This is a genomic window from Cryobacterium sp. 10C3 (assembly GCF_034314285.1).
Lineage (GTDB): Bacteria > Actinomycetota > Actinomycetes > Actinomycetales > Microbacteriaceae > Cryobacterium > Cryobacterium glucosi.
The window spans coordinates 3,821,378-3,837,013 of the sequence record NZ_JAVIWF010000002.1 but is presented as its reverse complement, the minus strand read 5'-3'; the positions used below and the strand labels follow the sequence as shown (position 1 = coordinate 3,837,013).

8 protein-coding genes and 1 pseudogene are annotated in these 15,636 nt (G+C 69.2%); all 9 read right to left on the bottom strand.

What is annotated here, in order from left to right; genetic code table 11:
• Positions 1-20 precede the first annotated feature (20 nt).
• Positions 21-1,646 (bottom strand): sensor histidine kinase, encoded by a 1,626-nt coding sequence (locus RGU41_RS19225; RefSeq protein ID WP_322137135.1) that lies wholly within the window; start codon positions 1,644-1,646, stop codon positions 21-23.
• Positions 1,647-1,689: 43 nt separating this feature from the next.
• The gene (locus RGU41_RS19220) at positions 1,690-4,131 is read right to left on the bottom strand and encodes an EAL domain-containing protein (RefSeq protein ID WP_322137134.1); all 2,442 of its coding nucleotides are present in this window, start codon (positions 4,129-4,131) and stop codon (positions 1,690-1,692) included.
• Positions 4,132-4,194: 63 nt separating this feature from the next.
• Positions 4,195-5,256: an aspartate-semialdehyde dehydrogenase gene (locus RGU41_RS19215; RefSeq protein ID WP_322137133.1), complete on the bottom strand. Its 1,062-nt coding sequence runs from the start codon at positions 5,254-5,256 to the stop codon at positions 4,195-4,197.
• 101 nt (positions 5,257-5,357) lie between these two features.
• Entirely contained in the window at positions 5,358-6,698 is a 1,341-nt protein-coding gene (locus RGU41_RS19210; RefSeq protein ID WP_134450073.1) for an aspartate kinase, read from the bottom strand.
• A 120-nt stretch (positions 6,699-6,818) separates the two neighbouring features.
• Positions 6,819-7,418: a recombination mediator RecR gene (recR, locus tag RGU41_RS19205; RefSeq protein WP_134449856.1), complete on the bottom strand. Its 600-nt coding sequence runs from the start codon at positions 7,416-7,418 to the stop codon at positions 6,819-6,821.
• A gap of 3 nt (positions 7,419-7,421) precedes the next feature.
• Positions 7,422-9,917 carry a DNA polymerase III subunit gamma and tau gene (locus RGU41_RS19200; RefSeq protein ID WP_322137132.1) on the bottom strand — a complete coding sequence of 832 codons (2,496 nt, stop codon included), beginning with the start codon at positions 9,915-9,917 and terminating at the stop codon, positions 7,422-7,424.
• Between the two features lie 64 nt (positions 9,918-9,981).
• Positions 9,982-11,859, bottom strand: a complete 1,878-nt coding sequence (locus tag RGU41_RS19195) for a beta-galactosidase family protein (protein ID WP_322137131.1) — start codon at positions 11,857-11,859, stop codon at positions 9,982-9,984.
• A gap of 34 nt (positions 11,860-11,893) precedes the next feature.
• A pseudogene (locus RGU41_RS19190) lies at positions 11,894-14,014 on the bottom strand (beta-galactosidase); the annotation flags it as partial.
• On the bottom strand, positions 14,011-15,549 hold the full coding sequence (locus RGU41_RS19185; protein ID WP_322137130.1) for an alpha-N-arabinofuranosidase: 1,539 nt from the start codon (positions 15,547-15,549) through the stop codon (positions 14,011-14,013). The gene RGU41_RS19185 and the pseudogene RGU41_RS19190, both read right to left, overlap by 4 nt.
• Positions 15,550-15,636 lie beyond the last annotated feature (87 nt).

Sequence of the window (15,636 nt, the reverse complement as noted above, 5' to 3'; positions counted from 1 at the left end):
GGCCCCCTTCTGAGGGCAGTCTATCGGCTGGCGACGGACGTCAGGGGTAGCGTGAAGACCGCCACCGAGCCTTTGCCCTTGGTGGATTCGAGGCGCAGGTCGCCCCCGTGCTTGCGCATGATGTCCCTGCTGATGCTCAGCCCGAGCCCGGTGCCGTGCACGCTCGAATTCCGTACCGAGTCCGCACGGTAGAACCTGTCGAACAGTTTGGTCTGTTCCTCGACGGTCATCCCCCTGCCGGTATCCGAGATCCGCAGTTCCGCCAGCCCATCGGCGACGGCAAGCGTGACCCCGATCCGCCCGGACTCGACGTTGTACTTGATCGCGTTCGAGAGGACGTTGTCGACGACCTGCCGCAAGCGGAACGCATCCGCTTCGACAGTGACGGCGGGAAGGGCCTCCACGTCGAACCCGATGGTGCGTTTGGAGGCCGAAGGGCCGGCGGATTCGAGAGCGTCCGCGACGATCCCGGCCAGGTCGCACGGGGCGACATTGAGCGGAGGCTCGTGCTTCGAATCACTCGCGTCGGTGAGCAGCCCGGAGACCATCTCGAGCAGTCGGTCGGAGTTCTTCGACGCGACCTCGAGCATGCCCCTGGTCGACGGGTCGAGACGTTCGTCATCGAGAGCGAGTTCGAGGTAGCCGAGGATGGACGTGAGCGGTGTGCGCAACTCGTGGGACACCGAGGCGACGAGGTCGTCGCGGGCCTGGATCGCCCTGACTTCCGCGGTCACGTCGCGCGAGACCATGACACCGCCGTCGTAGTCGCCGTTCTCGTCGGTGATCGGTCGCGCGGAGACCAGGAGGGCAGCCTGCTGCTGGCCGGGTTCGCCGACCCAGACGGTGAGGCGGTCGATGGTCTCCCCGCGGAGCGCCCGGGAGTACGGCCGGTCCACCTCGTCGTACGGGGTCACCCTGTCTTCGTGGAACACCGTGCTGACGACTGCCGGCCGGTTGTCTGTCGTGCCATAGAGGGCGAGCAGCTCGCGCTGGGCACGGTTCAGGAAATTCGCCGTGGAGGCACGGTCGAATCCGACGACCCCGAAGTCCACAGCGTTGAAGAGTTCGTCGAGGGTCTGCTCCTGGCGGCGTGAACGTCGCAGGGCCGACTCGAACAGGCCGGCCTGCTGGGTGAGGAGCACCCGCTGCGCCGCGGCGCGCTTGGTCGTCAGGTGCGTGGTCACCGCGACGAAGCCCAGCATGGTCGGTATCATCGCGAGCTGGGGAACGTCGGCCAGGGAAATGGGCACGGAACGGAACAGGGTCCCGCCCCAGATCATGACGGCCGCCAGGATGACGCTCCCCGTCGCACCCCGCGCTCCGAAGTGCGTCGACAGCCAGATCACGGGAAGCACCAGGAGGAAACTCGCGCCGATCGCGGTCGCGGCCTGCCAGATCAGCACGATCGCGATGATGTCGACGACGGGAAGCAGGACGATCCAGTACTTGGAGTGGTCGCTCCACGTGACGAGGGCGCTGACGGCCGTGACGATGAAGATCAGGAGCACGCCGAGGAAGAACATCGGGGAGCTCAGCCGCTGGATCGCGGTGAGCCCGGTGACAGCGACGAGGAAGAGGGTCGCCCCGGCGAGGAGAAGCTGGGAGAGGAAGACGGAACGGTCGAGGCGCGAAAGATTCGACCTCACCGCTCGGTCCATCCCGGTCTCACTCATGGACTGAGACTATCGGTCAGGTCGCCGGGGCTGCAGCAGGAGTCTCTGCTCCAACGGTTGGACCGATCGGGAGGTCGCCAGCGGGGACGACCGCTGCGGCCCCATAGCGCTCGAGACGGGACAGGGTCTTCTCAAAGCTCTCCGGAACGCCGTAGTGGAAGCCCTGGGCGCTGCGGATGCCGATGGCAGCGAGGTGCCTGACCATCGCCTCGTTCTCCACGCCCTCGACGATCATCGAGTATTCGAGGTTGTCGCCGAAGCCCTGCAGCGCGGTGAGCACCTCACGCTGGCGGATGTCGTCGAGGTCATCGACGAGGCTGCGATCGATCTTCAGGATGTCCAGTGGCATCCGCACGAGCGCGTCCACCGAGGAGTCCTGGGACCCGTAGTCGTCGAGGGCGATCAGCAGCCCCAGGTCGCGCAGCCGGTCGGCCTGCGAGCGGATGGCGGGGGTCACCCTGGCGACGGAACGCTCGTTGAGTTCGAGGCACAGCGAGATTCCCGGATACCGTCCGGCGAGGTCCTCCATGAAGGTGCCGACCCGGTCGGGCACGATCTGCCCGGCCTCGACGTTGATGGCCATGCAGGTGACCCGGGGTTCGACGAGGCGGAAGTCGGCGGCCGCGGCCATGGCCTTCACGGCGACCTGCCGGGTGAGGGCGTCCATCCGGCCGAGTCCCTTGGCCTTCTCCACGATGGACGGCGGCGAAAGCGGGCCGAGAACGGGGTCGTTGTAGCGGACAAGTGCCTCGAACGCCCAGATCTGGCCCGTGACGAGGCTGACGATCGGCTGGAATGCGAGTTCGAGGAGGTCCTCGTCGATGGCGTGCGCGATGATGTCGTTGATCTGGGAGGAGCGGTGGCTAGAGATGTTGATGCTGCTCTCGTTGGCCGGTCCGCCGCGGCGCCGCGACTTCTTGATCGCGAGCATGGCCCGGTCGGCGTCCTGCACGAGCTGGGAGACATCCGTCTCCCGGTGGGCCGAATAGGCGAGGCCGATGCTGAGCGTCGGGGTGTAGCTGCTCGAGCCGAGGGTGAGCGGCTGCACGGAGGTCTCGAGGATGCGTTCGGCGATCTCCTTCGCCTCGCCGAGAGAGGCCAGGTGAGTGAGGATCACGACGAATTCGTCGCCGCCGACGCGAGCGACGACGTCGCTCGGTCGCACGACCATGCGCAGCCTGCGGCCGAGTTCCCTGAGCAGGTCGTCTCCGCTCTGGTGCCCGTGCCGGTCATTGAGGCGCTTGAAGTCATCGAGGTCCAGGAACAGGACGGCGAGGGCCTCCGAGTAGTCACGGTGGTCGTTGATGTTCGCGAGCGCCGTCTGGAAGGCCCGGTAGTTCGGCAGGCCGGTGAGGGGGTCGGTGTTGGCGCGGGCGGTGAGGCCGCCGATGTTGTAGTGGGCGCTCATCGCGAGTTCGGCCGCGCGGGCGAGGGCGTTGAGTGCGCTCCTGTCGTCGGCGGTGAAGACGCCACCCATCGGCTCGCGGCCCGCGACGACGAACCGGGTGTCGGACTCGGACAGCAGGATGGGGGCGCTGATCTCCCCGACGCGCGCCGCGTGGTCGCGCACGGCGACGTACTCGACGCCGATGGTCGTCCGCACGGCCTCGTGAAGCAGTGCGAGGACCCGGGAGGTCGCCTCGGCATCGTCCTCAGGCCCGGACTGGACACGGCCGGCGGAGATGTCCTCGCGCCCGGCGGCGCCGAGCGCCGCAGCGCCCGTGATGAGGCCGGTGAGCCGGCTTCGCATCGTGACGACGCGGCCGATGAGCTTGATCCCGACGCCGGCGAGAGTGAAGGCGAGCAGGGTTGCGATCACGAACACGATCGGGTCCCGGCTGACGGCCAGGCCTGCGTCGTGGAAGAGCACGACGAGCGCGGACAGGAGTGCACAGCCGAGCAACATCAGCGCCAGCCGCGCCGGCGCGATCAGGGGGCCGGTGCGGTTCGCGATCGGCCGGACCAACACCATCCGCAGGTATTCGATGATCGCCACGAGCGCGACATACGCGGCGCCGGCGCAACCGGCGGCGAGATAACTGGGGAGGCCGAAGGCGGTCGCGCCTGCGAGGACGGCGACGGCCGCGGCACTGCCGGTTCCCGCGAGTCCGGCACTGTAGAGGGCGACGTCGACGCGTCGGGAGCGCACCAGGACGATGAGCAGCACTCCGAGGACGATGGCGCCGGCCGCGGCCAGCGGGCTGACGACGGTGTAGAGCACGGGCAGCACCAGGATGGGCAGGCTCACGACGGGGCTGCGATGCCGTTCAGGGCCCAGGCGCACCCAGCAGACGTTGAGCGCTGCGGCGCAGAAGACACCGGTGGCGGCGACCCACCAGGCGGACCCCGGCTGACCGGTCAGCGACAGGATCGTGGAGACCACGACGACGCCGGCGATGGTCGCGAAGAGTGCGATGATCACGCGCCGCACGCCCTCTGAAACGCGATACCCGCCCATGGTGTTCCACAGTAGTGCACGCGGTCCGGCGGTCGCCTCCGCGACCGGAAAAGTCACCGTCGGTCAGGACGCGAGCAGGTCCGCGGCGACGAGTTCAGCGATCTGGACGGCGTTGAGCGCGGCGCCCTTGCGCAGGTTGTCGTTGGTGATGAACAGGGCCAGTCCACGCCCATCCGGCACTCCGGGGTCCTGGCGGACCCGACCGACGAAGCTCGGGTCCTTGCCCGCGGCCTCGAGCGGAGTGGGGACGTCCGTGAGCACGACGCCCGGAGCATCCTTGAGCAGCTCGAGCGCACGGGCGACCGAGAGCGGGTTCGCGAATTCGGCGTTGATGGACAGGGAGTGGCCCGTGAAGACCGGCACCCGCACGCAGGTACCCGAGACAAGCAGGTCGGGCAGTTCGAGGATCTTGCGGCTCTCGTTGCGCAGCTTCTTTTCCTCGTCCGTCTCGAAGAGTCCGTCGTGGACGATCGAACCGGCGAGCGGAACGACGTCGAAGGCGATCGGGCGCACGTACAGCACGGGTTCGGGCATCGGGACGGCGGACCCGTCGTGGACGAGCTGGAGGAGGTTGTCGCTGTGCGCGGCGGCGCGGATCTGGCTGGCCAGTTCCTGGGCACCGGCGAGCCCGCTGCCGGATACGGCCTGGTAGGTGCTCACGATCAGGCGCTGCAGCCCGGCTTCGTCGTGCAGGACCTTGAGCACGGGCATCGCGGCCATCGTGGTGCAATTCGGGTTCGCGATGATGCCCTTGACCGCGTGGTGAATGGCTTCAGGGTTGACCTCGCTGACGACGAGGGGAACGTCGGGGTCCATCCGCCAGCCGGACGAGTTGTCGATCACGGTGACGCCGGCAGCGGCGAACCGGGGGGCCTGGACCTTGGACAGGGTCGCCCCGGCGGAGAAGATCGCGATGTCGAGCCCGGTCGGGTCGGCCGTCGCGGCGTCTTCGACGACGATCCGGTCGTCCTTCCACGGCAGGGTGGTTCCGGCCGAACGGGCAGAGGCGAAGTAGCGGATGCCCGCAACCGGGAAGTCCCGCTGCTCGAGCAGGTGCCGGACGACGGCGCCCACCTGGCCGGTTGCCCCGACGACTCCGATGTGGATTCCTGCTGTGCTGCTCACGGTTTCTTCCCTAGTATCTGTCTGTCGTGCTGTCTGACGGTCTGACTGCGGGTGACGCGGTGTGTGTGGCTCGGTTCCCGGCGATGCCGGGGCGGCGCGGCTCAGCGGCCGGTGCCGCCGTGGACGACGGCCTCGGCGTCGTCGTCGAGGTCGAACGCGGTGTGCACGACCCGGAGCGCCTCGTTGATGGTGTCCGCGCGGGTGACGACCGAGATGCGGATCTCGCTCGTCGAGATCATCTCGATGTTGATCCCTGCCTCGTAGAGTGCGGCGAACAGCTTCGCGGAGACACCGGTGTTGGTGCGCATGCCCGCGCCGACGAGGGCGAGCTTGCCGATCTGGTCGTCGTACTGCAGGCTCGCGAACCCGACGTTTCCGCGTTCGTTCGTCAGCGCGGTCAGGACCCGCTGTCCTTCCGACTTCGGAAGGGTGAAGGAGATGTCGGTCAGCCCGGTCGAGGCGGCGGACACGTTCTGGACGATCATGTCGACGTTGGCGTTGGTGTTCGCGACGATCTTGAAGATCTGCGCGGCCTTGCCGGGGATGTCGGGAACGCCGACGACGGTCACCTTCGCCTCGCTGAGGTCGGCGGCGATCCCGGCGATGATGGGCTCTTCCACTTTTTCTCCGATCAGGGATTCGGTCGTACTGGTAACGGGAGGCGTGCCAACGGTTCCATCCGGGAGCGCGGTCGCCGGGTCGGTCGTGTCGGGGTTGTACACGATCGTGCCGAGATTGTTGTTGAACGATGAGCGCACGTGCAGGGTCACCCCGTGCCTCCGGGCGTATTCCACGGCCCGGATGTAGAGGACCTTGGCGCCGGCTGCGGCGAGCTCGAGCATTTCCTCGCTCGAGATGCGGTCGAGCTTGTGCGCCCGGGGAACGACGCGCGGGTCCGCGGTGAACACGCCGTCGACATCCGTGTAGATCTCGCAGATGTCGGCGTTCAGGGCGGCGGCGAGGGCGACGGCCGTGGTGTCCGAGCCGCCGCGACCGAGGGTCGTGATGTCCATGGTGTCGCGATTGAAGCCCTGGAAGCCTGCGACGATCGCGACGGCGCCCTCGTCGAGAGCCGAGCGGATGCGACCGGGCGTGACGTCGACGATGCGCGCGGCGCCGTGGTGCGCGTCGGTGATCATGCCGGCCTGGCTGCCGGTGAAGGAGCGCGCGTCGTAGCCCATGCTCTTGATCGCCATGGCGAGAAGGGCCATGGAGATGCGTTCGCCTGCAGTGAGGAGCATGTCGAGCTCGCGCGGTGCCGGGATCGGGGTGACCTGGTGGGCGAGGTCGAGGAGCTCGTCTGTGGAGTCGCCCATCGCGGAGACCGCGACGACGACCTCGTTGCCGGCCTTGCGGGTGTCGACGATGCGCTTGGCGACGCGCTTGATGCTTTCGGCGTCTGCGACGGATGATCCGCCGAACTTCTGCACGATCAAGCTCACGTGGCGCTCCTGGGGGTTCGGGTCTGCGGGCATGGCGGGCATAGCCCCGTCTTCCATCCTAAATGCTGATGTATTCGGCACCGGCAATGTGACGCCGCGCACGCGGGCGTGGAGCCGGGGTCAGCTCGAGACGGTGCGGCGACCCTCGAAGGCACGGCCGAGGGTGACCTCGTCGGCGTACTCGAGGTCGCCACCGACGGGCAGGCCGGAGGCGAGCCGGGTGACCGTGATCTCGAGGGTCGTCAGCAGGCGCGACAGGTAGGCCGCCGTCGCCTCGCCCTCGAGGTTCGGGTCGGTCGCGATGATGACCTCCTGGACGGTGTTGTCGGAGAGGCGCTGCAGCAGCTGGCGGATGCGGAGCTGGTCTGGCCCGATGCCGTCGATGGGGCTGATCGCGCCACCGAGCACGTGGTAGAGCCCCTTGAACTCGCGGGTGCGCTCGATCGCCACGACGTCTTTGGCCTCTTCGACGACGCAGATCATCGCGGGATTGCGGCGCGGGTCGCGGCAGATCATGCACGTCGGCTGCTCGGAGACATTGCCGCAGATCTCGCAGAAGCGCACCTTGTCGCGCACCTCGAGGAGGACATTGGCGAGGTGGGTGACGTCGAAGCTCTCGGTCTGCAGAATGTGGAACGCGATACGCTGCGCGGACTTCGGCCCGATTCCGGGCAGGCGGCCGAGTTCGTCGATCAGTTCCTGGACGATTCCTTCGTACATGGGTCAGTCGCCTCTGGTTCGGGGTGCCGGTTCGTACGGCTGTTCTTCGAGGAAGGTCGCACCGAGGACCTCGCGGACGACGGATTCCCCGTAGCGCTGCTTCTCCTCGAAGGCCGGGCTGCGCCTGCCGTTCGGGGCGATGGTGTTCGGCCCGGTGTGAGTGACGTTGCGATCGACCGGTGCCGGCTGCGCCTCGGGTGCGGGAGGAACCTGGCGCGCGGGCGACCGGTTCTGACCCTGTCTGGCCGAGCCCGCGTTGCGGTCCGGTGGGGTGTCCTCGTCCGGCGGCACGTCGCTGTCGTCGTACGGCGGCGGTTCGTCGTCGTATGGCGGTTCACCCTGTCGGGCAGCGGATGCCGTGGGGCCGGGCGCCGCCGGAGCCGAGGGTGCCGGTGTTGCCGCGTTCGGTGCAGCGGCGGCAGGGGCAGCGGTCGCGGCAGGTGCGGTCGCGGGGGCCGTCGCCCCGGTGGACGCGTCGCCCGCGCCCGGAATCGCGACGGTCGCCCAGGCGGTGACGGAGCCGGTCGGCTCGACGGGGGTGGACCGCGGTGCCGATGCCGGCTGAGCGGATGCCCGGGTCGGGGCGTTGGACCCTGCGGTGGCCGAGGGTCCGGTCGGTGATGCTGACGCGTCCGGGCGTCCGAACGGTGTGTCGGCGGCGCCGTCGCTCACCGCAGCGGCCGGCGGTGCGGCCTGCGACGCGGCGGCGGCAGGGCTCGATGTCTGTGGCTCTGGCGCGGGCGACGCACTGGGCACAGCTGACGGGCCGGCGACGGGGGTTGATGCCCCGGGCTCGGTGACCTTGGCGATGAGGCGCGGCGTGAAGCCGAGGACCGAATTGACCGCCCGTTTGAGGTAGTCGCCGACGCCCTCCCCCGGCGCGGCTGACTGCTTGAGGCCGGCGACATCCTTCTGGCTCGGGAACGACAGCACGAGGAGGTCGCCGTCGCGGAATTCGAGCACGTTCGCCGTGTAGAGCACGAGCCACGCGCTCGTCTTGGCGGTCTGGACGGCCTCGAGGACCTCTGGCCAGGCGTCCTTGACCTGCTGGAACGTGACCGGCCCGATCGGGCGGGCCGCGGCAACGACGGCCGGCGCGACGGATGCCTGACCTGCCGGAGGGCTCGTGGGAACAGTGGAGACCGCGGGGGTCACGGGGGCTTCGGGCGCAGGCGCACCGCGATCGGCGACCGGCACGGGGCGTGCATCGGGGGCGTGCGAAGCATCCGTCGGAGACGAAACGGCGGGCGTCGCGGAGCTGGGAGCCACCGATGCGGCCGAGCTCGTATCGGCACCGCTTGTACCGACATCGCTTGCACCCACAGCGCTCCTACCAACACCGATGCGGCGCTCGAGCCGTTCGACGCGGGCGAGCGCGCCGCGGGTGGAGTCGTCGCTCGCGGGGATCAGCACGCGGGCGATCATGAGTTCGAGGTGCAACCGGGGCGAGGTCGCGCCGGTCATCTCGGTGAGTGCGGTGTTGAGGATGTCGGCGGTGCGGGAGAGCTCGGCCGGGCCGAACTTGGCGGCCTGAACGGCCATCCGCTCGATCTCGTCTTGCGGAACCCCGCGGAGCACGGCGGACGCGCCCGCTGCGGAGGTTGCGGCGACGACGATGAGATCGCGCATGCGCTCGAGGAGGTCTTCGACGAAGCGGCGCGGGTCCTGGCCGGTCTGGATGACCCGGTCGACCGCGTCGAAGGCTGCGGCGGGGTCGCGGGCGGCGATCGCGTCGATCGACTCGTCGAGCAGGGACGCGCTCGTGTAGCCGAGGAGGGCGACCGCGCGGTCGTAATCCACGGAGTGGTCGTCGGAACCGGCCATGAGCTGGTCGAGGAGCGAGAGGGTGTCGCGGGGCGACCCGCCGCCGGCGCGGACGACGAGCGGAAGCACGCCGGGTGCGACGGCGACCTTCTCGCTCTCGCAGAGCGTCTGCACGTATTCGAGCATCGGGCCCGGCGGGACGAGCCGGAACGGGTAGTGGTGGGTGCGCGAGCGGATCGTGCCGATGACCTTCTCGGGCTCGGTCGTCGCGAAGATGAACTTCACGTGTTCCGGCGGCTCTTCGACGATCTTGAGCAGAGCGTTGAAGCCCTGCGGCGTGACCATGTGCGCCTCGTCGAGGATGAAGATCTTGTAGCGGTCGCGGGCGGGCGCGAAGATGGCGCGCTCCCGGATGTCGCGGGCGTCGTCGACGCCGTTGTGGCTCGCGGCATCGATCTCGACGACGTCGAGCGAGCCGCCACCGTCGCGGGAGAGCTCGACGCAGCTCGGGCAGACACCGCACGGGGTGTCGGTCGGGCCCTCTGCACAGTTGAGGCAGCGGGCGAGGATGCGCGCACTCGTGGTCTTGCCGCAGCCGGAGGGGCCGCTGAACAGGTACGCGTGGTTCACCCGATTCGTGCGCAGGGCCGTCATCAGGGGTTCGGTCACCTGGGACTGGCCGATCATCTCGGCAAAGGTCTCTGGCCGGTAGCGGCGATACAGGGCGGTAACCACGGGTCAATCGTAGCCGGGACCGCTGACAGTCCCGCCCGGGGGCCGGGGTCCCGGGCGGAGACCGCTAGAAATCGGTGTGGCCGAGGTCGGCGCGGGAGACGAAGCGGGCCCGGCTGCTTCCGGTTCCGTGCAGGAACAGCACGAGGAGCTCATTGCCCTCCCGCAGCACCGGGCCCGGCACGTACAGGGTGCTCTGCGGTCCGCGGTCCCAGAACCGCCCGAGGTTGAACCCGTTGATCCAGGCCTGGCCCTTGCCCCAGCCGGCCGTGCTGAGGAAGAGGTCGCGTCCCTGCTCTGCGTCGAACGAGCCGCGCGCGAACGCGGGTCCGCTCAGCGAGCCGACCGGGGCCTCCACGGCGACCGTGTCCGCGGCGGGCTCGGCGGCCCGGAGCGAGTCGAAGGCGAATGTCAGATCGACGTCCAGGTCGGGATCGAGATCGCGCTCGCCGCCCCCGTCGGAGCATCGCGGATGCTGGGCGAAGAGCCGGCTACCGGCTGCGGCGAATCCGTCCAGGTCGAGGGGCAGCACCTGCCAGTTCCCGAGCGGCGCCCCGTCGAGGGTCGCCGGGCCGATCAGGCCCTTGTCCTCCCCGATTCTCGGGCCGTAGTTGACCCGGCCCTGGTCCTCGACGAGGAGGTCGAGCGTGGACCCCTTCGGCAGGCTGATCGACCGGTCGTGGTGGTCGCGCTGCAGAACGCCGACGGGATTGCCGTCGACGAACACCTGGGCGCGATCGCGGATCGCGCCGAAGGAGAGCAGATGTGCGCCGGGGGCCAGCCTGCTGCGGTACAGCGCGAATCCGGTGTACTGGCCGAGGGCATCCATGCTCGGCAGCCCCGGCACGGGTTCGGCGGCCGGGTCCGCCAGCTCGCGCAGAGCGTCCCAGAGCGTCACCGACTCATCGAGCTCGACCTCGAAGGCGGGCGCCGCCGGAACGGCTTCGGGCAGTTCGGCCGGCACCGGCCCGTACCGGGCGAGCACCTCGCGGAAGGCGAGGTATTTCTCCGTCACCTCCCCGCTCTCGGAGAGCGGAGCGTCATAGTCGTAGGACGTGACCGTCGGCTGGAACACGCCCTTGTCGTTGGCCCCGTTGGTGAAGCCGAAATTGGTACCGCCGGTGAACATGTAGAGCGACACGGAAGCGCCGGTGGCGAGCAGGGCGTCGAGCTCACGGGCCGAGTCCTCCGCGGAGGTGGTGTGGTGGTGGGCTCCCCAGTGGTCGAACCAGCCGTTCCAGAATTCGGCGCACATGAGCGGCCCCGTCGGCTGGTGGCGGCGCAGGGTCGCCAGTCGTTCGGTGGCCCGCGACCCGAACGAGCCGGTCTTGTGCAGGCCGGGAAGGCTGCCGTCGGTCAGCATCTGGTCGGTGGGCTGGTCGATCGTGGTGAGCGGCACCGTGATGCCGCCGGCCCGGTTGAGGTCGACGAGCGCACGCAGGTAGTCCTTGTCGGCGCCGTATGCGCCGTATTCGTTCTCGATCTGCACGAGGATGACGGGCCCGCCCCTGTCGATCTGGCGGGAGGCCACGATCGGCAGCAGCTGCCCGAAGTATTCGGCGACCGCCGCGAGGTAGAGCGGTTCGTTGCGCCGCACGCCGACGGCCGGGTCGCGGAAAAGCCAGCCGGGCAGGCCGCCGTTGTCCCACTCGGCGCAGATGAAGGGACCCGGCCGCGCGATGGCGTACATCCCCTCCGCCGCGATGAGGTCGAGAAACCTGGCCAGGTCGAGCCCGGCATCGGTGCGGAACTGCCCGCGAACCGGCGAATGCGCGTTCCACGCCACGTAGGTCTCGATCGTGTTGAGCCCCATCAGCCGGGCCTTGTGGATCCGGTCCGCCCAGTGGTCCGGATGAACCCGGAAATAGTGGATGGCGCCGGCGAGCACCCGGAACGGCGTGCCGTCCAGGAGGAAGTCGGTCTCGCCGATCGCGAAGTCGGCCACGGTCACTCCCCGCCCGCGGCCGGCTCAGCACGGCGACCCCGGTCGCCGGGAGGGTGAGCGAGCCGGCGGCCAGGGTGCTTCCTCCGAGATCGACGGCCGTGAGGCATCCATCGAACGGGGTGAGTGCCACCGTGACCGCATGCGCGGAATGGTTGATGTAGAAGAGGTACTCGAGGGTGTCCGTCTCACGCACGGCGAGCTGGACAGTGCCGCGCACGTCGGAGGGCAGCGGTGAGGCGATGCCGGCATCCGCGGCGAAGCGACCGACGAGGGCGACGAGGGCTTCCCTGTCGAGTACCGTCCCGACGAAGCTGGCCCGTCCGGCACCGACGGCACGGCCGGTGATGGCCGGCACGCCGGGGAACGGGCCGTCGTCGAAGCGCGCGAGCACGTCGACGTCGTTCCGCACGGTGACGTCGTGGGTGAGCAGCGTCCCTGTCGAGCCCGCGGGCAGGTCGCCGGACAGTCCGACGGCCTGGCCGGCGAGCAGGCCGCCGAATTCCTCTGCGCGCACGCCGAGCAGCTCACGGAAGGCACCGGGGTAGCCGCCGGGGTGGATGTGGTCGTCGGCGTCGGCGATGCCGGAGAAGACGCCGACCGTGAGGTGGCCACCACCGGTCACATAGCCGGTGAGCGCTTCCGCGAGGTCTGCCGTGACCACGTAGAGCATCGGGGCGATCACGAGGTCATAGCCGTCGAGGCCGGGTCCGTGAAGCACCGATCGGGCGGGAATGATGTCGGCCTGGAGCCCGTTCGCGAGCGCCGCGGTGTACCAGGTCATCGCCTCGGCCTTGTAGCGCAGCAGCTCGGTGGGGTGCGAGTCGAGCTCGGAGGCCCACCACGAGTCCCAGTCGAAGAGGATGCCGATGCGGGCCTGCCGGGTCCGGCTTCCCGCGACCTCGGCGAGGCCGGCGAGGTCGCCGCCGAAGCGGGCGACCCGGCGGAAGACGGTGCTGTCTTCACCCGCGTGCGGGAGCATCGCGGAATGGAACTTCTCGGCGCCGGCCAGCGACTGTCGCCACTGGAAGAAGCAGACCGCGTCCGCGCCATGCGCGACGTGCGTGAGGCTGTCGCGGCGCAGCTGGCCGGGCGACTTCGCCTGGTTGACCGGCTGCCAGTTCACGGCGCTGGTGGAATGCTCCATCAGGAACCAGGGCGCACGATGCGCGATCTGGCCGGTCAGGTTGGCCGAGAACGACAGCTCCTCGAAGGCCTCCGGGTCTGCGACGAGCAGGTAGTGATCGTTGGAGACGATGTCGACCTCGTCGGCCCAGTCCGCGTAGTCCATGCCGCGGGTCTCCCCCATCACCATGAAGTTGGTGGTGATCGGAACCTCGGGAGTCGCCTGCCGCAGGATCTCGCGCTCGGCGACCAGGTAGTCCTTGAGTGCGTCGCTGGAGAACCGGGCGAAGTCGAGTTGCTGGGTGGGGTTCGGGTGGGTGGCGGCGAGGCGCGGCGGCAGGATCTGGCTCCAGCTCGAGTAGTTCTGGGACCAGAACGCGGTGCCCCAGGCCCGGTTGAGTTCGACGAGCGAGCCGTACCGGCCTGCGAGCCAGCCGCGGAAGGCCGCAGCGGCGTCGTCAGAGTAGTCGTAGACGTTGTGGCAGCCGAGTTCATTGCTGATGTGCCACATGGCGAGTGCGGGATGGTCGGCGTAGCGCATGGCCATCTTCTCGACGAGGGCCAGGGCGTACCGGCGGAAGACCGGTGAGGTCGGACGCCACTGCTGGCGGCCGCCGGGCCAGATGGTCTCGCCGAGCCGGTTCACGGGCAGCACCTCGGGGTGCGCCTCGGTCAGCCAGGGTGGCGGGCTCGCGGTTGCGGTGGCGAGGTCGACGGCGATGCCGTTGGAGTGCAGCAGGTCGAGGGCGCGGTCGAGCCAGCCGAAATCCCAGCTGTCGATGGTGGGCTGCAGCAGCGCCCAGGAGAAGATGCCGACGCTGACGATGTTCACGCCGGCCTCGCGCATCAGCCGCATGTCGTCGGCCCAGACCGCCTCCGGCCACTGCTCGGGGTTGTAGTCGGCGCCGTATGCGATACGGGCGGTTCCGGACGCCAGGCTCTCCGTGCCGTCGGCGAGTGTGTGCGCATCCGGCCAGCGCACCCAGCGGGTCGCTGTCGATGTTGCCGCGATGGTCGCGCTCACGGTGCTCATGACGCGCTCCGGGCGGCCAGGCGGACGATGGACCAGGACAGTGCCGGCAGCACCGCGGTGAGGCGGGCACCGTCTTCCGACAGCGTCAGGCCCGTGAGCTCGACGGGTGCCACCGTCTCCTGATGATCGAGGGCATTCGTGCTGAACCGGTCGCCGCCGTCCGGGGCGTGCACGCTCCGCGCGGACCGGATCGCTCCGGCGGGTGCCCCGGCCAGGTCCACGTCCAGGGTGAGCGGGGTGGTGCTCGACCGGTTCACGAGATACAGCACGACCTCGTCGTCGGTGGCCGTCGCGGCGGCATCCGCTACGTCGACGGTGCCGTGGGCGACGGTTTCGTAGGTGTCGGAGTGGATCGCGGTGGCCAGCACGTCGCCGCGGGCTGCGCCCGCGGTCAACGCGAAGGGGAAGAACGTGGTCTGTCGCCAGGCCGGTCCGCCGGGTTCGGACCTGATCGGGGCGATCACATTCACGAGTTGGGCGAGGTTGGCCATCGAGACCCGGTCGCTGTTGCGCAGCAGGGAGATCAGCAGGGAACCGACGACGACGGCGTCGCTGACGTTGTACTCGTCTTCGATCAGCCGGGGGTGGGCGTTCCAGTCGCCGGTGAGCAGGTCCTCCTTGTCCACCTCGTTGAAGCGGGTCTGGTACCAGACGTTCCACTCGTCGACGCTGATGCCGATGAAGCGGTCGACGCCCCGTTCCGCCGCCACGTCGTCGACGATCGCGACGACGTCTCCGATGAAGCGGTCCAGGCCGACGCCGGAGGCCAGGAAGCTGCCGAGGTCGCCGGGCTTCTCCTCGTAGTAGGCGTGCAGGGAGATGTGGTCGACGAGGTCGATGGTGTGCCCGAGCACCGTGCGTTCCCAGCTGCCGAAGGTGGGCATTTCGGCGTTGGAGCTGCCGGCGACGACGAGTTCGATGGTGGGGTCGACCCATTTCATCACCCGGGCGGTCTCGGCGGCGAGGCGCCCGTATTCCTCGGCGGTCTTGTGGCCGATCTGCCAGGGGCCGTCCATTTCGTTGCCGAGGCACCAGACGCGGATGCCGAACGGTTCCGTGCGACCGTTGGCCCTGCGCTCCTCGGAGCGGGTGGTGCCTCCCGGGTGATTGGCGTATTCGAGCAGGGCCGCGGCTTCCGCGACGCCCCGGGTGCCCAGGTTCACGGCCTGCATCACCTCGACGCCCGCGGTCTCCGCCCAGGCCGCGAATTCGTGCAGGCCGACCTCGTTGGTCTCGATGCTGTGCCACGCCACGTCGAGGCGCACGGGGCGCGTGTCGCGGGGGCCGACGCTGTCTTCCCAGCGGAAGCCGGAGACGAAGTTGCCTCCGGGATAGCGGACGAGGCTCGGGTTCAGTTCCCGCACCAGGTCGAGCACGTCCTGGCGGAATCCCTCCGCATTCGCGGCGGGATGACCGGGCTCGTAGATGCCCGTGTACACGGCGCGGCCCATGTGTTCGACGAAGGAGCCGAAGATCCGGGGCGAAACGGGTGCCACAACGTTGTCGCGGGTGATGCTGAGCCGGGCGTGCAACACGGGAGAAGATCCTCTTTGTTCGGTACGACGGTGGTGAAGGCGACGGAAAAGGGTGGGCCTGGTCCAGGCCCACCCTTCTCCGACGGT